General features: G+C 59.2%; 18 protein-coding genes. 7 read left to right on the top strand and 11 right to left on the bottom strand.

What is annotated here, in order from left to right; genetic code table 11:
• Positions 1–142 precede the first annotated feature (142 nt).
• Positions 143–595 (top strand): GNAT family N-acetyltransferase, encoded by a 453-nt coding sequence (locus tag JFU11_RS18865; RefSeq protein WP_123719644.1) that lies wholly within the window; start codon positions 143–145, stop codon positions 593–595.
• 125 nt (positions 596–720) lie between these two features.
• Here JFU11_RS18865 and JFU11_RS18860 read toward each other — a convergent pair whose 3' ends face one another.
• The 3 genes from JFU11_RS18860 to JFU11_RS18850 form a co-directional block, all read right to left on the bottom strand.
• On the bottom strand, positions 721–1,017 hold the full coding sequence (locus JFU11_RS18860) for a winged helix-turn-helix domain-containing protein (protein ID WP_007894945.1): 297 nt from the start codon (positions 1,015–1,017) through the stop codon (positions 721–723).
• Positions 1,018–1,117: 100 nt separating this feature from the next.
• On the bottom strand, positions 1,118–1,609 hold the full coding sequence (locus JFU11_RS18855) for a M48 family metallopeptidase (protein WP_123719645.1): 492 nt from the start codon (positions 1,607–1,609) through the stop codon (positions 1,118–1,120).
• Between the two features lie 45 nt (positions 1,610–1,654).
• Positions 1,655–3,778: an EAL domain-containing protein gene (locus JFU11_RS18850; protein ID WP_123719646.1), complete on the bottom strand. Its 2,124-nt coding sequence runs from the start codon at positions 3,776–3,778 to the stop codon at positions 1,655–1,657.
• Between the two features lie 316 nt (positions 3,779–4,094).
• Between JFU11_RS18850 and JFU11_RS18845 the strand changes: the two genes are divergently transcribed.
• Positions 4,095–4,763 carry a polysaccharide lyase family 7 protein gene (locus JFU11_RS18845; RefSeq protein ID WP_201061770.1) on the top strand — a complete coding sequence of 223 codons (669 nt, stop codon included), beginning with the start codon at positions 4,095–4,097 and terminating at the stop codon, positions 4,761–4,763.
• 642 nt (positions 4,764–5,405) lie between these two features.
• Here the strand turns inward: JFU11_RS18845 and fba are convergent.
• From fba to tkt, 6 genes are all read right to left on the bottom strand, one after another.
• Positions 5,406–6,470 (bottom strand): class II fructose-bisphosphate aldolase, encoded by a 1,065-nt coding sequence (gene fba / locus JFU11_RS18840; protein WP_007894938.1) that lies wholly within the window; start codon positions 6,468–6,470, stop codon positions 5,406–5,408.
• 317 nt (positions 6,471–6,787) lie between these two features.
• A complete protein-coding gene (locus tag JFU11_RS18835) occupies positions 6,788–7,120 on the bottom strand; it encodes an MliC family protein (RefSeq protein WP_038981062.1) in 333 nt (110 codons plus the stop codon).
• Positions 7,121–7,176: 56 nt separating this feature from the next.
• Positions 7,177–7,398, bottom strand: coding sequence for a hypothetical protein (locus tag JFU11_RS18830; protein ID WP_123719649.1), 222 nt, complete (start codon positions 7,396–7,398; stop codon positions 7,177–7,179).
• 34 nt (positions 7,399–7,432) lie between these two features.
• Positions 7,433–8,596: a phosphoglycerate kinase gene (locus JFU11_RS18825; protein ID WP_007894933.1), complete on the bottom strand. Its 1,164-nt coding sequence runs from the start codon at positions 8,594–8,596 to the stop codon at positions 7,433–7,435.
• Between the two features lie 25 nt (positions 8,597–8,621).
• Entirely contained in the window at positions 8,622–9,680 is a 1,059-nt protein-coding gene (gene epd, locus JFU11_RS18820; protein ID WP_201061768.1) for an erythrose-4-phosphate dehydrogenase, read from the bottom strand.
• Positions 9,681–9,831: 151 nt separating this feature from the next.
• Entirely contained in the window at positions 9,832–11,829 is a 1,998-nt protein-coding gene (gene tkt, locus JFU11_RS18815; protein WP_052965038.1) for a transketolase, read from the bottom strand.
• Between the two features lie 273 nt (positions 11,830–12,102).
• On the opposite strand from tkt, the gene JFU11_RS18810 reads away from it, so the two are divergent.
• The 4 genes from JFU11_RS18810 to JFU11_RS18795 all read left to right on the top strand — a co-directional run bounded on the left by JFU11_RS18810 (position 12,103) and on the right by JFU11_RS18795 (position 16,714).
• On the top strand, positions 12,103–13,098 hold the full coding sequence (locus JFU11_RS18810) for a metalloregulator ArsR/SmtB family transcription factor (protein ID WP_123719650.1): 996 nt from the start codon (positions 12,103–12,105) through the stop codon (positions 13,096–13,098).
• 18 nt (positions 13,099–13,116) lie between these two features.
• Entirely contained in the window at positions 13,117–14,307 is a 1,191-nt protein-coding gene (gene metK / locus JFU11_RS18805) for a methionine adenosyltransferase (protein ID WP_201061766.1), read from the top strand.
• 241 nt (positions 14,308–14,548) lie between these two features.
• Entirely contained in the window at positions 14,549–16,228 is a 1,680-nt protein-coding gene (gene ligB, locus JFU11_RS18800) for an NAD-dependent DNA ligase LigB (protein WP_201061764.1), read from the top strand.
• Between the two features lie 90 nt (positions 16,229–16,318).
• Entirely contained in the window at positions 16,319–16,714 is a 396-nt protein-coding gene (locus JFU11_RS18795) for a DUF1090 domain-containing protein (protein WP_007894925.1), read from the top strand.
• 65 nt (positions 16,715–16,779) lie between these two features.
• On the opposite strand, the gene JFU11_RS18790 is transcribed toward JFU11_RS18795, so the two are convergent.
• Positions 16,780–17,229 carry a cytochrome c gene (locus JFU11_RS18790; RefSeq protein WP_123719653.1) on the bottom strand — a complete coding sequence of 150 codons (450 nt, stop codon included), beginning with the start codon at positions 17,227–17,229 and terminating at the stop codon, positions 16,780–16,782.
• Between the two features lie 128 nt (positions 17,230–17,357).
• Here JFU11_RS18790 and JFU11_RS18785 point away from each other — a divergent pair, with 128 nt between their 5' ends.
• Entirely contained in the window at positions 17,358–18,530 is a 1,173-nt protein-coding gene (locus tag JFU11_RS18785) for an MltA domain-containing protein (RefSeq protein ID WP_123719654.1), read from the top strand.
• A gap of 116 nt (positions 18,531–18,646) precedes the next feature.
• On the opposite strand, the gene JFU11_RS18780 is transcribed toward JFU11_RS18785, so the two are convergent.
• Entirely contained in the window at positions 18,647–19,033 is a 387-nt protein-coding gene (locus JFU11_RS18780) for an MAPEG family protein (RefSeq protein ID WP_201061762.1), read from the bottom strand.
• Positions 19,034–19,059: the final 26 nt, after the last annotated feature.

The raw sequence follows: 19,059 nt of genomic DNA, 5'->3' as shown, positions 1-19,059 counted from the left end.
TTCATCGCAGATTACACAAAGAAGGCAATCTCGCGAGAAATGAATGATGGCATTTTGGCCTTTGTCACAGATTTCGCTGCCATCAAGACATCCCGCGTCAGGACGCTTAGTATCGGAGCAACGTTGTTCAAGGAATCTGAAGATGACAATCGATTGGGTCTGCAAACACCACAGCGATCTGGGTAAAGAGCAGCTGTATGCCATTTTGCAGCTGCGCGCCGAGGTGTTCGTCGTCGAGCAGAAATGCCTTTATCAGGACATCGATGGCCAGGACCTGGAAGGTGACACCTGCCATTTGATGGGCTGGGACGGAGATCGACTGGTGGCCTATCTGCGCTTGCTCGACCCGGAGTTACAGGGCGGCGACGTGGTGATTGGGCGAGTGATCATTGCTCCCGCTGCACGCGGCACCGGGCTTGGGCATGAAATGATGAGCCAGGCGTTGAAACAAGCCGCCAAACGCTGGCCTGGAATGCCGATCTATCTCTCGGCCCAGGCGCATTTGCAGGGGTACTACGGGCGGTACGGGTTTGTGGTGGTGGGTGAGGAATATCTGGAGGATGACATTCCGCATATCGGGATGCGTCGTTCCTGAGGGCCCTATCGCGAGCAGGCTCGCTCCCACATTGGACTTATGGTGTGAACTCTATCTATGTCACACAGAACCCACTGTGGGAGCGAGCCTGCTCGCGATGGCGTCAGCTGAAGCAGCGCAGGAATTCAAGGATATTCCAACACCGCTTTAATCTGACGCAGATTACGCTCGATCCACCCCCGATCAATCGCCCCCCACTCGCGAATCCGATAGCGTCCTGCATGGTTGCGCGCGCCTTCTTCCTGTTCGAATTCACAAACGATATCCAGATCCGCCAATGCCGCAATGGTGTCCTGCGCCGTGCGCCGAGGCATGCCGGTGACTTCGGTCAGCGCCGGGACGCTGCTGGCCAGCCCGCTGTCGATCAGGTACGCCACGTATAACCGGCGGTAGAAGCTGCTTTTGGTCTTGCTCACGTCCATCCATGCGCTCCTTATTAGAAGATCAAAAGATCGCAGCCTTCGGCCGCTCCTACACGCCTGTGGGCGCCGTCGAAGGCTGCGATCTTTTGATCTTGATCTTCTATTGCATCTCCCGCCAAGTCAGGTACACCCGTAAATCGAACTCTACCTGGTGATACCCCGGCAACATGTGTTCGCACAGCTTGTAGAACGCCTTGTTGTGGTCCGACTCTTTGAAGTGCGCCAACTCATGCACCACGATCATTTTCAGAAACTGCGGCGCCGCGTCCTTGAACAACGAGGCGATGCGAATTTCTTTCTTGGCCTTGAGCTTGCCGCCCTGCACCCGGGAAATCGCAGTGTGCAGGCCAAGCGCGCGATGGGTCAGGTCCAGACGGTTGTCGAATAACACCTTGTCGATGGCCGGGGCGTTACGCAGGTATTCCTGCTTGAGGTCCAGGGCATAGGTGTACAGCGCCTTGTCGCTCTGCACCCCGTGCTTTTCCGGATATCGCTGGCTCAGGTAGTCGCCCAGCCGACCTTCGGCGATCAACTGGCGCACCTGGTCCTGCAAAGCAGCGGGATAGGCCTGGAGGTATTTCAACGCGGTCATTGGGGCGGCAACACGAGTCACTAAAAGGTCGTCAGTGTAACGAATTCAACTCGTCAGCGCGCTCCAGTCGAACGGTTCGACAAAGTGACGGGTGTCCTCGGCCATCAACGGTCGCGCGACCAGAAACCCCTGCACATACTGGCAACCGTTGGCTTGCAGCCATTCATATTGCGCCACCGTCTCCACCCCTTCAGCGATGACTAACAGACCGAACTGTTTGCACAAATCGATGACACTGCGTGCCAGCGCTGCATCCCGTTCGGATCCCGGCAACCGGGCGATCAAATGCCGGTCGAGCTTGAGCGTGTCCAGCTCGAGGTCGCGCAAGTGCGCCAGCGAACAAGCCCCGGAGCCGAAATCATCCAGCGCCACCCGCACTCCCAAATTGCGCAGCAAACGCAGCTGCTTGCGGGTTTCGTCGGGGCTAAGCATCAAGGCCTCTTCCGTGACCTCGACCTCCAGCTGTCTCGGCTTCAAACCATGGCGCTCCAGCACCTGGCGCAGCTCGGTGACCAGGTTGGGCAAACCGAACTGCGTGCTGCTCAAACTGACGCCCAGCACCAAGTCTTCGGCAAACAAGGTTTCCCAGGCTTTTCGTTGCTTGGCCCCGCGATGGTAAATCCAGCTGCCCAGGCGACTGATCAACCGCGCCTCTTCCAGCAACGGCAAAAACAGCCCCGGTGGTACATCGCCGACACTCGGATGCTGCCAGCGCAGCAATGCCTCGAACCCGCGAATCTGCCCGTCGGCAATGGCCACTTGAGGCTGATACACCAAATTGAAATCGCGGTTCTCGATGGCCGTGCGCACGCTCTCTTCGAGCATCAGCCGCGAGCGCGCCCGGCCGTTCATTTCGTGATCGTAGAAGCGATATTGCTGACGCCCGGCACGCTTGGCTTCGTACATGGCGATGTCGGACGCGCGCATCAACCCGTCGAGATTAGCCCCGCAATCGGGGTAAGTGGCAATGCCGATACTGGCGCCCAAGGCGATGTCCATGCCGTCGATTTGCTGACAGATCGACACTCGCTCGATGAGCTTCTCGGCAATCTTCGCCGCTTGCTCAGGGAGTTCAAGATCCAGCAGCGCGGTGAACTCATCGCCACCCATCCGCGCCAGAATATCGAAGGGCCGCAGACACGCCTTCAGCTGCTCGGACACCCAACGCAGCACCCGGTCACCAGCATCATGGCCGAGGGAATCATTGACCCGTTTGAAGCCGTCGAGGTCCAGGTACAACAGCACCCACGTGCTGTCGGAGCGTTCGCCGCGCAGCAGCAGGTTTTCAACGGTCTGGTAGAAACCCCGGCGATTGAGCAGCCCGGTCAGCGGATCGGTCACCGCCTGGAACTCCAGCTGCTGATGCAGATGGCGCACCACCGACATGTCCAGCACCGTCACCACCATCGCGCGTTGTTCGGTGGGCAAAGGCGCGCAGGACAACGCCACCGGCACTTGCTGACCGGGCGCGGTACGCAGCAACGCATCGTGTAGGCGCAGGGTTTCACCGCGTTTGTAGCCGGCAAACAATTCGGAGTCGGCCCAGATCGGGATGTGTGGCTTTTGCAGGAAATCCAGAAACTCTTTGCCTTGCAGCTCGTGCACCGTGGCATTGAGCAGGCGAGACATCGCCGGGTTGGCAAAACGAATCAGCCCATCCTCGCCCACCACCAGAATGCCTTCGGCGGCGTTATCCAGCACCGAGGCATTGAAGGCACGAGCGACTTCCAGGTCATGGCTCAACTGCTGCAAGGCACGGCGATTACGCTGATGCTCGAGCAGGGCCTGGACTTTGGGTTTGAGAATTTGCGGGTCGAACGGTTTGAACAGGTAATCCACCGCACCACTGGCGTAGCCCTTGATCACCGCGTCCTGAGATTGTTCGTTGGCGGTAAGGAAAATGATCGGCGTGAGGCGAGTACGCTGGCTGCCACGCATCAAGCGCGCCACTTCGAAACCGTCCATACCTGGCATCTGCACATCCAGCAGCACCAGGTCGACGTCGTGTTCGAGCAACAGGCTGAGCGCTTCAAAGCCGGAAGCCGCAGTGATGACCTGCCAGTCCTGGCGCTGTAACAACGCGCGCATGCTGATCAGGTTTTCGGGGTAATCATCAACAATTAAAAGGATTGAGCTGCCTTCAGCTGGCGTAGGTTGTGCGCATTCCATGCTGCATCTCTTGTTCGGGACCTCAGGCCGGTCTCTTGTGAAAACCGGACACATAGTGCGACTTCACTCTAGACCCGGATACGCGAAAGCAGAAGGCGCCGGAGTGCCATCACTTCAGTAAAGTTTCACATAGCCGACTAACGGTCAGTCCTGCAGCCCCCGTAAACCGGGAAAGATGGCATTTCGACAGGATGTTGACGTCAACCATCTGCCAAACGGGCATTAACAAACAACCGTTCTACGCTTATAAAGACGGCCCGAAGGCGCGTGTTAGAGCTTCTGGCACGTGCGTACAGAAAAAAGTGGAAGCTAGAATATGATCGATCTCGCAACCTGGAACCTTAGCGTTCCTGTCGGCAGTCCGCCGTACACCGTTGAAACAACCAAACTGGTGGACGGCTTCAAGGATCAATACTTCCACTCCGACACCGGCACCTTGTTTTTCTGGTCCCCGGTAACCGGCACCCGCACCGAAAACGCGGTTTACCCCCGAACCGAACTCCGCGAAACCTACAGCAATGGCACGCTGAAAAACTGGTACTACCCCGACGCGGACAACTCCCTGCGTGCGACCCTTACGGTCAGCAAGGTACCGAGCACGGGCAAGATCGTCATTGGTCAGATCCATGCCTACAAAAGCCAGAAGCCCATGGTGAAGCTCGAGTATCAATACAAGGACTCCAGCGACACCGGAAACATCGTCGCCAAAGTCCGCATGCACCCCGACGACGACACCGCCCGGGTCATCACCATCGCCACTGGCGTAAAACTCGATCGGGAATTTTCCTACCTGATCCACCTCAGCCCCGGCGGTGCATTGGGCATCAGTGCGGCGGGCTACCAGTGGGACACCGACATCAGCGCGATGTGGCGTGATAAACCGCTGTACTTCAAGGCCGGTGTCTATGTTCAGGACAATACCGGGTACACCAGTGAAGGCGGGGAAGTGACATTCAGCAAGCTGGATATCGATCACGATACCTGAGGCGACTCGATCCCCTGTAGCAGCTGCCGAGCCCGCGAGGCTGCGTTCGGCCGCGAAGCGGTCGCAGTCCGGCAAATACGTTTTGCCTGAAAAAACGTGGAGTCTGATTTTGCGACTGCTGCGCAGCCGAACGCAGCCTCGCAGGCTCGACAGCTGCTACGGACATAACGATCCGGGCATCTGCAAAACTCGTAGGACTGCTCCGACTGTGGCGAGGGAGCTTGCTCCCGCTGGGCAGCGAAGCAGCCCCAAACCCTGCCACCCAATTCCCCAGACACACCGCACCGCCCGGTTCACGACGGCTACGCCGCCGAACGGGGCAAACCCTCTAGCCACAAAAAGCGGCATCCCCACCGCCCCCTGTAGGAGCTGCCGAAGGCTGCGATCTTTTGATCTCAAGCTACGCAACCGTCCTACACCCGATGTGTTTCGGATAATTGAGCAGCGTGGGTTTGACGAGAAATCGAACCGCTGAAACAAAATCAATGTCACCTATATCGGACTTTTCCGCCTAAATCCTTACAAATGTCCGTTATAGGTGACATTTGATTAGCTGAGCATAAGCTGCGCCGCATAAATCTCCGGCCACAAAAAAACCCGCCTCTCGGCGGGTTCTTTATCAACACAGTTTAACGCTCAGGCTCAGTTAACCTTGGCGTTCAACTCACCCTTCAGATAACGCTGGTACATCGCTTCCAACGAGATCGGCTTGATCTTCGAAGCGTTGCCCGCTGTACCAAACTGCTCATAACGCGCAATACACACATCACGCATCGCAGTCACGGTCGCGCCGAAGAACTTACGCGGGTCGAACTCGCTAGGGTTGGTAGCCATCAGGCGACGCATCGCGCCGGTGGATGCCAGGCGCAGGTCGGTGTCGATGTTGACCTTGCGCACGCCGTGCTTGATGCCTTCGACGATTTCTTCAACCGGTACGCCGTAGGTTTCTTTGATGTCGCCGCCGTACTGGTTGATGATCGCCAGCCACTCTTGCGGAACCGAAGACGAACCGTGCATTACCAGGTGGGTGTTCGGGATGCGTTTGTGGATTTCTTTGATGCGGTCGATGGCCAGCACGTCGCCGGTAGGTGGCTTGGTGAACTTGTAGGCGCCGTGGCTGGTGCCGATGGCGATGGCCAGGGCATCGACTTGGGTACGTTTGACGAAGTCAGCGGCTTCTTCCGGGTCGGTCAGCATTTGGCTGTGATCCAGAACGCCTTCGGCGCCGATGCCGTCTTCTTCACCGGCCATGCCGGTTTCCAGCGAACCCAGGCAGCCCAGCTCGCCTTCTACCGAAACACCGCAGGCGTGAGCCATGGCTACGGTTTGTTGGGTAACACGGACGTTGTAGTCGTAGTCAGTCGGAGTCTTGCCGTCTTCGCCGAGGGAACCGTCCATCATCACCGAGCTGAAGCCCAGTTGGATGGAGCGCTGGCAGACGTCAGGGCTGGTGCCGTGGTCCTGGTGCATGCACACCGGGATGTGCGGGAATTCTTCGATTGCCGCCAGGATCAGGTGACGCAGGAACGGGGCGCCTGCGTATTTGCGAGCACCGGCCGAAGCCTGGACGATCACCGGGGAGTCAGTCTTGTCAGCGGCTTCCATGATGGCGCGCATCTGCTCAAGGTTGTTGACGTTGAAGGCTGGAACGCCGTAGCCGAACTCGGCTGCGTGGTCCAGCATCTGGCGCATGCTGATAAGTGCCATTGTGTGTGTCTCTCCCGGTTGAGGGTCGTTAATCGTGCCAGCCTGCCGTAGCGGCGGCGGCTATTCAAGTTATTGCAGATCGGGGGTTGGCCCGGGCTGCGAATTCGGTGATGCAAAAAACCCTGTATCGCTGAAACTTTGTGGCGAGGGGGCTTGCCCCCGTTCGGCTGCGAAGCAGTCGCAAATCGGATGACGCGTTCTAACTGAAATACCGTATCCGCTGGCTTCGGGAGCGCTTCGCACTCCAACGGGGGCAAGCTCCCTCGCCACAAAAGCCCGCTCCCACATTTGGATCGCTGTGAATCAAATCAATCGTCTTACTCTGCTTTACAACCGCGGCCGATCAAATCATTGGTGGCGACCCAGTACACCAGGCCTTCCTCACCTTTTACGTGAAACGCCAGCATGTCGTTGCTGTACAGCGAACCTTCGGCGCCCGGTTCAAGCTTCAAGCGGTAGACCTGATCGGCACCGCCCAGGCGAACGTCGACTTCCTTGCGGCTGACGTCAGTGTAGCGCCAGAGCACTTTGGCCTGGCTGTCGCAGGTCCAGGTGGTCCAGCTGTCCGCTGGCTCGGCAGCGTTGAACAGGTTCAAATTGGCGCAACCTGCCAGCAATGCCAGTGCCGCAACGGCGATAAAGCGTTTCATCCGTGTTCCTCGACTGACGGCGCACGCCGCCAGCCTTGAGTAAAGAGTCAGACCCCTCAAGGACAACCATGTTCCTTGGCAGGGGTCTGTGTCTCGTATTTGTCCAGGCCATCCGGTCCGGAACGCTTGTTGATCACCGGGTTGGTTTCCGCTTGCCAGTCGGCCTGGTAGCAGCCTTTTTCCTGTGTTTGCGGCGCGGGTTCCGGCGTGGCTTTCGGGTTACTCCCGCAAGCCGCAAGCATACCCGCGGCGATCAACAGCACTAGGGTCCTGACCATGTGAACACTCCTTTGCCTGGTCAAATGGGCGGCCTCAGGCCTTGGCCCGGCTTTCCAGGACTTCAACGGCCGGCAGCACTTTGCCTTCGACGAATTCGAGGAACGCGCCGCCGCCGGTAGAAATGTAGGAGATCTGCTCGGCAACGCCATATTTATCGATGGCTGCCAGGGTGTCGCCGCCGCCAGCGATGGAGAACGCCGAGCTTTCCGCGATGGCCTGGGCCAGCACTTTGGTGCCGTTACCGAACTGGTCGAATTCGAACACGCCCACCGGGCCGTTCCACAGAATGGTCTTGGACGACTTCAGCAGCTCGGCGAAATTCGCCGCGGTCTGTGGGCCGATGTCCAGGATCATGTCGTCTGCGGCCACGTCGGCAATCAGCTTGACGGTCGCGGTCGCGCTTTCAGCGAATTCCTTGGCAACCACCACGTCCACCGGCAGTGGCACGCTGACCTTGGCGGCGATTTCACGGGCGGTGTCCAGCAGGTCCGGCTCGTACAGGGACTTGCCGACCGGGTGACCGGCAGCGGCCAGGAAAGTGTTGGCGATGCCGCCGCCGACGATCAGCTGGTTGCAGATCTGGCTCAGGCTGTTGAGCACGTCGAGTTTGGTCGACACTTTGGAGCCGGCAACGATAGCGGCCATTGGCTGCGCCGGGGCACCCAAGGCTTTGCCCAGCGCGTCCAGTTCGGCGGCCAGCAATGGGCCAGCGGCGGCGACTTTGGCGAACTTGGCCACGCCATGGGTCGAACCCTCGGCGCGGTGAGCGGTGCCGAAGGCGTCCATCACAAACACGTCGCACAGGGCGGCGTATTGCTTGGCCAGTTCGTCAGCGTTCTTTTTCTCGCCCTTGTTGAAGCGCACGTTTTCGAACAGCACGATGTCGCCGGCTTTCACGTCGACGCCGCCCAGGTAATCGGACACCAACGGCACTTCGCGGCCCAGCGCCTTGCTCAAGTAGTCAGCGACTGGCTTGAGGCTGTTCTCGGCCGAGAACTCGCCTTCGGTCGGACGACCAAGGTGCGAGCAGACCATCACGGCCGCGCCTTTTTCCAGGGCCAGCTTGATGGTCGGCAGCGAAGCCAGGATTCGCGCATCGCTGGTGACAACACCGTCCTTGACTGGGACGTTGAGGTCTTCGCGGATCAGTACGCGCTTACCTTGCAGATCGAGGTCGGTCATCTTCAACACGGTCATGGGTCGCAATTCCTGGATAGCTGTTTTAGAGAGCAGGTTTTGTGGAAATAGCTGTTTGCAAATAGTGTTCTGCAACGTCCAGCATTCGATTGGCAAAACCCCATTCGTTGTCGAACCAGGCCAGGATGTTCACCAGCCGTGGGCCGGAAACGCGGGTCTGACTGGCATCGACGATGGCCGAATGTGGGTCATGATTAAAATCACAACTGGCGTGAGGCAACTCGGTGTAGGCCAGAAGGCCCTTGAGCGGGCCATGGGTGGCGGCCTCGCGCAAAATCCGGTTGACCTCGGTGGCGTCGGTATCGCTTACGGTCTGCATCGTAATGTCGAGGCAGGACACGTTAACCGTCGGCACCCGCACGGCTTTGGCCTGAATTCTCCCGGCAAGTTCCGGCAGCAGGCGTTCGATGCCTCGCGCCAGACCAGTGGACACCGGAATCACCGACTGGAACGCCGAACGGGTGCGGCGCAGGTCTTCGTGGTGATAGGCGTCAATCACCGGCTGATCGTTCATTGCCGAGTGGATGGTGGTGATCGACACATATTCCAGACCAATGGCCTGATTCAGCAGGCGCAATAGCGGCACGCCGCAGTTGGTGGTGCAGGAGGCGTTGGACACCAGCAACTCGTCGCCGATCAGGCAATCCTGGTTCACACCGTAGACGATGGTGGCGTCGACATCCGCCTCGCTGGCCATCGGCTGGGAAAACAGCACCCGTGGCGCGCCAGCGTCGAGGAAACGCTGGCCATCCTGACGGGTGTGGTAAGCGCCGGAGCATTCCAGCACCAGATCGACGCCCAGTGACGCCCAATCGATGCCTTCGGGGGTGGCACTGCGCAGGACCTTCACGCAGTCGCCATTAATATGCAGACAATCGCCCTCGACCCTCACTTCGCCGGGAAACCGCCCGTGAGTGGAGTCGAAACGTGTCAGGTATTCGATGCTGGCCATATCGGCCAGATCGTTGATCGCGACAATTTCAAACCCGGCCGTCGAGCCTCGCTCAAACAACGCACGCAAGACGCAACGACCAATCCGGCCGTAGCCGTTGAGTGCAACTTTGTAAGGACGCGGTTGAGGCATGGGGTTCTCGATTACCGTGGTGAATCCGTCATTGCAGTGTTGCCTGACCGACCGCTATCGCGGGCAAGCCCGCTCCCACAGGACCGATGGAGATCCTTGTGGGAGCGGGCTTGCCCGCGATGGCGTCAGTCTGGACGACACATTTTCTGGATCAGTCTTCCAGCAGCTCTTCAGCCTGACCCAGGATGTTTTCCAGGGTGAAACCGAACTCTTCGAACAAGGCAGGCGCAGGCGCCGACTCGCCGTAGGTGGTCATGCCGATCACGCGGCCTTCCAGGCCCACGTACTTGTACCAGTAGTCCGCGTGGGCGGCTTCGATGGCGATACGGGCGCTGACCTGCAACGGCAGAACCGCTTGCTTGTAGCCAGCATCCTGGGCTTCGAAGACGCTGGTGCACGGCATCGAAACAACACGCACCTTGCGGCCTTGCTCGGTCAGTTTGTCGAAGGCTTGAACGGCCAGGCCGACTTCCGAACCGGTGGCGATCAGGATCAGCTCAGGCTCGCCTGCGCAGTCTTTCAGCACGTAGCCGCCGCGATTGATGCACTCGATCTGCACGGCATCACGGGTTTGGTGCTGCAGGTTCTGACGGGAGAAGATCAGTGCCGACGGACCATCGTCACGCTCCAGAGCGCATTTCCAGGCCACTGCCGATTCAACGGCATCGGCTGGACGCCAGGTGTCGAGGTTCGGCGTGCAGCGCAGGCTTGCCAGCTGCTCGATCGGCTGGTGAGTCGGGCCGTCTTCGCCCAGACCGATGGAGTCGTGGGTGAACACATAGATGATGCGTTTCTTCATCAGCGCCGACATGCGCACTGCGTTGCGGGCGTATTCCATGAACATCAGGAAGGTCGCGCCGTAAGGCACCAGGCCACCGTGCAGGGCGACGCCGTTCATGATCGCGCTCATGCCGAACTCGCGAACGCCGTAGTACATGTAGTTGCCGCTGGCATCTTCGGCGGTGACGCCTTTGCAACCTTTCCACAGGGTCAGGTTGGAACCGGCCAGGTCAGCCGAACCGCCGAGCAGTTCCGGCAGCAGCGGGCCGAACGCATTCAGGGCGTTCTGGCTGGCTTTACGGCTGGCGATGGTTTCGCCCTTGGCTGCGACTTCAGCAATGTAAGCAGAAGCTTTTTCAGCGAAGTCAGTTGGCAGATCACCGCTCAGGCGACGAACCAGTTCGTTGGCCAGCTCCGGGAAAGCAGCGGAGTAAGCAGCGAAGCGCTGATCCCACTCGGCTTCGGCAGCGCGACCGGCTTCCTTGGCGTCCCACTCGGCATAGATGTTGGCCGGGATTTCGAACGGGCCGTGGTTCCACTTCAGTGCTTCACGGGTCAGAGCGATTTCCGCGTCACCCAATGGGGCGCCGTGGCAGTCTTCCTTGCCTTGCTTGTTCGGCGAACCGAAGCCGATGGTGGTCTTGCAGCAGATCAGCGTCGGCTGCTCGCTTTTGCGCGCAGTGTCGATGGCGATCTTGATTTCTTCCGGGTCATGACCGTCGACGTTGCGGATCACCTGCCAGTTGTAGGCCTCGAAACGCTTCGGCGTGTCGTCGGTGAACCAGCCTTCGACTTCGCCGTCGATGGAGATGCCGTTGTCATCGTAGAAGGCGATCAGTTTGCCCAGGCCCAGCGTACCGGCCAGGGAGCTGACTTCGTGGGAAATGCCTTCCATCATGCAGCCATCACCCAGGAACACGTAGGTATGGTGATCGACGACGTTATGGCCTGGACGGTTGAACTGCGCCGCTAGGACTTTTTCTGCCAGGGCGAAACCCACGGCATTGGCCAGGCCTTGGCCCAGTGGACCGGTGGTGGTTTCAACGCCCGGGGTGTAACCGAATTCCGGGTGACCCGGGGTGCGGCTGTGCAGCTGGCGGAAGTTTTTCAGGTCATCGATCGACAGGTCGTAGCCGGTCAGGTGCAGCAGCGAGTAAATCAGCATCGAACCGTGACCGTTGGACAGCACGAAGCGGTCACGGTCGGCGAACGATGGATTGCTCGGGTTGTGCTTCAGGTAGTCACGCCAAAGTACTTCGGCGATATCCGCCATACCCATAGGGGCACCGGGATGGCCGCTGTTGGCTTTTTGCACGGCATCCATGCTGAGGGCACGAATGGCGTTGGCACGCTCACGACGGCTGGGCATCGCTGTTCTCCTGCGGATATTGAATCGAGAGTGAATAAAACGAAACGGAAAAAAGGCGAGCATTTTCCCTCACCGACCGCCTTCGGGGCAATGACAGATAGTCATCCGAAGACGTTTTTCCAATGGATAACGACGTATTCGACTGGTGAAACCTTTCCGCCGTTCGCTTGCTGACTGAACCTAACGCTGAGAAGTGCCATCTATCGAGCAATATCAAAACTTTTTGATATTGCTCTTGCGGTGATTTCTGAGCGTCACTAGACTGCTGGCCTTATGAATTTACGCGCACCTTCCATTCGACATGACGATTGCGATGAGCTGGCGGCCCTGTGCAAGGCCGGCGGCGATCCTCTGCGGCTGAATGTATTGCGCGCGCTGGCCAACGATTCGTTCGGCGTACTGGAACTGGCGCAGATCTTCGGCATCGGCCAGTCCGGCATGAGTCATCACCTCAAGGTTTTGGCCCAGGCCGATCTGGTGGCGACCCGTCGTGAAGGCAATGCGATTTTCTACCGTCGCGCCCTGCCCCACACCGATCTGCTGGGCGGCAAGCTGCATACCGCGCTACTGGAAGAAGTGGACAACCTGACCCTGCCGACTGACGTTCAGTCGCGGATCGGTCAGGTCCATGGGCAGCGAGCGGCGGCCAGCCAGGACTTTTTCTCACGGGTCGCAGAGAAGTTTCGCGCCCAGCAAGACTTGATCGCCGGCCTGCCGCAATACCGTGAAAGCGTGGTGGCACTGCTCGACAAGCTGAGTTTCGGCCCCGACGCCACAGCCATCGAAGTAGGCCCTGGCGATGGCGGTTTTCTGCCGGAGTTGGCGCATCGTTTCGTTCAAGTCACGGCGCTGGACAACAGCCCGGCGATGCTCGATCTGGCCCGTCAGGTCTGCGAACGTGAAATGCTGGCTAACGTCAGCCTGCAATTGGCCGATGCATTGAACGGTGTAAGCCTTAAAGCTGATTGCGTTGTACTGAACATGGTACTGCACCATTTCGCCGCGCCGGCCGAAGCACTCAAGCGCATGGCCGACTTGCTGCAACCGGGCGGTAGCCTGCTCGTGACAGAGTTATGTAGCCACAACCAGAGTTGGGCCAGGGAGGCCTGCGGTGATCTATGGTTGGGGTTTGAACAGGACGATCTGGCCCGTTGGGCCACCGCTGCGGGACTCGTTCCCGGGGAAAGCCTCTATGTAGGCTTACGTAATGGTTTCCAGATTCAGGTCCGCCATTTTCAGCGACCGGCTGGCGACACTCACCATCGGTAAATTCAGGAAAAAATCGAGATGAGCGAATACTCCCTCTTCACCTCCGAGTCCGTGTCTGAAGGGCATCCGGACAAAATCGCCGACCAGATTTCCGATGCGGTGCTGGACGCCATCATTGCTGAAGACAAATTCGCCCGTGTAGCGGTCGAGACTCTGGTAAAAACCGGCGTGGCAATCATCGCAGGTGAAGTCACCACATCGGCCTGGGTCGATCTGGAAGACATCGTCCGCAACGTGATTCTCGACATCGGCTACAACAGCTCCAATGTCGGCTTCGACGGTGCGACCTGCGGCGTGATGAACATCATCGGCAAGCAGTCCCCTGACATCAACCAGGGCGTTGACCGTGCCAAGCCTGAAGACCAGGGCGCCGGCGACCAGGGCCTGATGTTCGGCTACGCCAGCAACGAAACCGACGTGCTGATGCCAGCACCGATCACCTTCTCGCACCAACTGGTTCAACGCCAGGCTGAAGCCCGTAAATCCGGCCTGCTGCCTTGGCTGCGCCCGGACGCCAAGTCGCAAGTGACTTGCCGTTACGAAGGCGGCAAGGTTGTCGGTATCGACGCTGTTGTATTGTCGACCCAGCACAACCCTGACGTATCGTACAAAGACCTGCGCGAAGGCGTGATGGAACTGATCGTCAAGCACGTACTGCCTGCCGAACTGCTGTCCAAAGACACCCAGTTCCACATCAACCCGACCGGCCAATTCATCATCGGTGGCCCGGTGGGCGACTGCGGCCTGACCGGTCGCAAGATCATCGTCGACAGCTACGGCGGCATGGCCCGTCACGGTGGCGGCGCGTTCTCCGGCAAGGATCCATCGAAGGTTGACCGTTCGGCGGCTTACGCCGGTCGTTACGTGGCCAAGAACATCGTCGCTGCCGGCCTGGCCGAGCGTTGCGAGATTCAGGTTTCCTACGCGATTGGTGTTGCTCAGCCTACGTCGATTTCGTTGAACACCTTCGGCACCGGCAAAATCAGCGACGACAAGATCGTCAAACTGGTTCGCGAAGTGTTCGACCTGCGTCCATACGCAATCACCACCATGCTCGACCTGCTGCACCCGATGTACCAGGAAACCGCTGCGTACGGCCACTTCGGTCGCACTCCGGCAACCAAGACTGTGGGCGACGATACGTTCACCACTTTCACCTGGGAAAAAACCGACCGCGCCGAAGACCTGCGTGTCGCAGCTGGCCTGTAAGACTTCCCCGGCGGCACCCAAAGCCCCGCACGGTTCGCCGTGCGGGGTTTTTTCATGGGAAAGATCAAAAGATCGCAGCCTTCGGCAGCTCCTACAAGGGAATGGTGTAAACCTGTAGGAGCTGCCGAAGGCTGCGATCTTTTGATCTTCGCACTTGGAAATACGCAGAATTACACCCTTGCAACCCACACCCGAAAACTGACTAGCCTTGAAAGCATCCCACCGAGCAAGGACGCTCTCGATGCTACCCGACCTACGCCTGTTTTTCTGTTTCCTGCTGACCTTCACCTACCTGACCGCCAATGCCGCCGAATGCCCCGACTGGCCGCCCGCCCGCGCGCAGGAAGAAATCATCACCCTGCAACTGCAAATCGATCGCTGGGACGACAGCTACCACCGCGAAGGCCAGTCGCTGATCGCCGATGAACTCTACGATCAGTCCCGCTCGCGACTGACCGAATGGCGCGAGTGTTTTGATCCAGGTCCCTCCGACGAACCATTGCGTACGGCCGGCGGCACGGTTGCTCACCCCATCGCCCACACCGGCCTGGAAAAACTGCGCGATGGGCGCGCCGTCGAAGCCTGGCTAAAAGATCGGGGAGAGGTCTGGATTCAGCCCAAGGTCGATGGTGTGGCGGTAACGTTGATCTATCGCAACGGCTGGTTGCACAAGGCAATCAGTCGGGGTGACGGGATAAACGGCCAGGACTGGACTGCCTCGGCGCGCCAGATCGCCGCCATCCCTCAAAAGCTTCCGCAGCCGCTGGACTTGTTGCTGCAAGGCGAACTCTATTGGCGCCTGAGCGAACACGTACAAGCCCAGGCCGGCAGCCTCAATGCCCGCGCCACGGTGGCCGGGCTGATGGCGCGCAAGACACTGAGCACCGAGCAAGCCGCCGGCATCGGGTTGTTTGTCTGGGACTGGCCGCGAGGCCCGAAAGGCCTGTCAGCCCGCGTGGCGGCTCTGGATGAATTGGGATTCCCGAGCACGGTGCCCTACAGTCAGCCGATCGAGGCATTTGCCGATGCCGAGCGCTGGCGCGATCACTGGTATCGCGCGCCTCTGCCCTTTGCCAGCGATGGGGTCGTGTTGCGCCAGAGCCAACGCCCACCGGCCGAGCGCTGGCAGGCGAAAGCCCCCTACTGGAGCGTCGCCTGGAAATACCCCTTTGCCCAGGCGCTGGCCGAGGTGCGCAAGGTCCACTTCAAGATTGGACGAACCGGCCGGATCACACCGGTGCTGGATCTGGTACCGGTGATGCTTGATGACCGACAGATCAAACGCGTGAGTGCCAGCTCCCTGCAACGCTGGGAAGCGCTGGACATTCGGCCCGGCGATCAGGTCGCCATCAGCCTGGCGGGGCTGACCATCCCCAGGCTCGATGGCGTGGTATTGCGCAGCACTGAACGCGCGGAATTGAATGTACCGCTGGCAGCAGACTTTCATTCTTTAAGCTGCTGGCAGCCAACATCCGGATGCGAAAGCCAATTCCTCGCACGCCTGGCCTGGCTCAGTGGTAAACAGGGGCTGGCATTGCCTCATGTCGGATCAGGCACTTGGGAGAAACTGCTCAAGGCCGAACGCCTCGACAGTCTGCTCGATTGGATGACCCTCGATGGGCAAGAGCTTGCTAACATTGACGGCTTCGGTGAGCGCAGCAGTGCTCGTCTTTTGGACAGTTTCAACAGCGCCCGTCAACGCCCATTCGCTCGCTGGCTCAAAGCCCTGGGTTTGCCGCCGACTGGCCAGGCACGCCTCGCCGATTCATGGCAGGCGTTGGCACAACGAAACACCGAACAATGGCAGGCCGAAGCCGGCATCGGCCCGGGGCGCGCAGCGCAATTGAGCGCATTTTTCCGCGACCCGCAGGTCCTGGCCTTGAGTGAGACATTACGTGTTGCCGGGATTGACGGTTTCTAGACGCCAGCCCGCTCTGAGAACCGGGAACCCAAAGGTGCCGATGCGCTCAAACAGCCCATCGTTATATCGAATTTTTCACCTGGAGCTTTTATGAAACTTCTTTCACCGCTCGCCGTGTTGACCCTGTGCAGCGTGATGGCCGCTCCATTGATGGCCGACGAAGATGCCCCGGGCCTGACCGGTTGCGCCGCCAAAAAACAAGGCATCATCAACCAGATCGAACTGGCCAAGTCCCGCGGCAACGCCGATCAACAGGCTGGCCTGGAAACCGCCCTGAACGAAGTCACTGCCCATTGCACCGACGCCTCCTTGAAGAAGGAACGGGAAAACAAGGTGCTCGACGCCAAGCACGAAGTCAGCACGCGTCAGGCCGACCTCGAGAAGGCGATGAAAAAAGGCGACGCCGAGAAGATCAACAAGCGCAAAGACAAACTGGCTCAATCGCGCAAGGAATTGCAGGAAGCGCTGGATGAGCTGGATAAGTAACAAGATCTTTCAAGATCAAAAGATCGCAGCCTTTGGCAGTCCCCACCCTGCAGTCTTTTCTGGAATCAATGATCCCGAAACTCTTTATGGCACGCACTGCAGGCATCTTCGACTTTCTGTACCGCCGGCCCCAGGTTGCTGACCTTGTAGGGCTGAACCTTGCTGGTAATCACCAGTTCACCGGTGGCGCCTTCAAGGGTGCGGGCCATTTCCTGGAAGCGTGCCTGCTTCTGCCAGACATCATCCTTGGCGCTGGTGTGATCCTCTTCGCGCACCTGCGGGAAATGTTTCCACGGCTCATGGGACAACGCGTCAAGCTTCACCGCGCCGTCGACGAATTTCGGGCCATCAAACGGAATACGCCCACGCAACATGCCGCCCAGGTCTTCGCCGGTCTTGAGCATCTGCTTGAAGATCGCCTTGCGCTGACCCAGCGGCGAGTTCGGGTCGACACCACCGCAGGCGGACAAGGTCAGGCAGGCCAGCAATACAACAGAAAGTCTTTTAAGAGTCATGGTGGCTTCAGGTCACTGGAAACGGCGGCCAGTATCCTCGCGTCACCGGCAAAGACCAATAGCCCTATTATCAATATGGGTTGTTTGAGCGCATGGAGCACTCAGGCAACCGACAAAGGAATTACTCCATGAACAGCCGTTTCAAGGCATGGCGTCACAATCTGGCCTGGACCCTTCCGATGGTGGCCGTGCTTGCGGGTTGCACCGGTGGAGACAGCAGCGCACCGAAAACCCACGCACTGGCGACCTACTCCAGCGCCACTTGGGAAGCGCTTCCGGCGGTATCCGACAACGACCTCGTCGCTGGCTTCGGCTCATGGCGCAGCGCCTGCACCCGACTCAAGGCCGACCCGGTCTGGGGTAGCACCTGTGCGGCTTCCGCCAATGTGCAGCCAACCGCCAATGACATCCGAGGTTTCCTCAAACAGAACCTGGACGTCTATGGCCTGCGCGCCGCCAATGACAACCCCAACGGCCTGATTACCGGTTACTACGAACCGGTGTACCCCGGCAGCCTGACTCAGACCGAGGAAGCCAACATCCCGGTGTACGGTGTACCCGAGGATATGATCATCGTCTCTCTGGACAGTATCTATCCGGAACTCAAAGGCAAACGCCTGCGCGGAAGACTCGAAGGTCGCGTGCTCAAGCCATACGACGATGCGGCAACCATTGAAACCAAAGGCGTGAAGGCGCCGGTGATTGCCTGGCTGACCGACCCGATGAACCTGCAGTTCCTGCAAATCCAGGGCTCGGGTCGCATCCAGCTTGATGACGGTCGTCAATTGCGCATCGGTTACGCCGATCAGAACGGCCACCCGTATCGACCCATCGGCCGCTGGCTGGTGGACCAGGGTGAGCTGAAGAAAGAAGACGTCACCATGGGCGCTATCAGCACTTGGGCCAAGGCCAATCCGATGCGCATTCCCGAATTGCTCGGCAGCAACCCCAGCTACGTGTTCTTCACCCGCAACCCCGACAGCAACGAAGGGCCGCGTGGTTCGCTGAATGTACCGCTGACCGCAGGTTATAGCGCGGCGGTAGACCGCAAGGTGATTCCGCTCGGCAGTCTGTTGTGGTTATCGACCACACGCCCGGACGGCAGCGCATTGGTACGCCCGGTGGCCGCGCAAGATACTGGCGGCGCGATTGCCGGCGAGGTCCGCGCAGACCTGTTCTGGGGCACGGGCGAGGCAGCCGGGCAATTGGCCGGAGACATGAAACAGCAGGGGCAGATCTGGATGCTTTGGCCTAAAGGGGCGGCGTTGCCACAAGTGCCGCAGGTGGCTGACAAACTTTAAAAGAAAAAAATCGCAGGCTGCGCCAGCTCCAACAGGGATCGATGTTCATCCGCGATATTGCGGCAAACGCGGTCAATGTAGGAGCTGCCGCAGGCTGCGATCTTTTGATCTTGCCTTCAAACCGACACAACAAAGAAACTGCCAATCAGCCCCATGCCAATGGCCCACACCAGCGACCGCAGAATCGCCCAGTCCGCCAGATAGCAAATGATGTACAGCAGCCGACTGGTGATAAACAACACCGCCAGCACATTGATCGTCACCAGATCGGCATTACCGGCCAGGTGCGCGACGATTACCGCTGCAGCAAACGCCGGTGTCACTTCAAAGCTGTTCAGCTGCGCCGAATGCGCACGCCTGGCCACCCCTTCGAGCGAATCCAGAAACGCCCGCGGGTCGTGATTCTGTTTCAGCCCGAACTTGCCGCCGCTGAACTTGGCGACGCCTGTGCATAGATACGGCAAGCAGATCGCAATCAAAACGCACCACAGAGCAACCGTCATAACGCAGTTCCTTCTTCAGTTATAGA

It is taken from the genome of Pseudomonas sp. TH37 (genome assembly GCF_016650735.1).
Lineage (GTDB): Bacteria > Pseudomonadota > Gammaproteobacteria > Pseudomonadales > Pseudomonadaceae > Aquipseudomonas > Aquipseudomonas farris.
The sequence above is the reverse complement of the archived record's forward strand: the minus strand, read 5'-3'. Positions and strand labels throughout refer to the sequence as shown.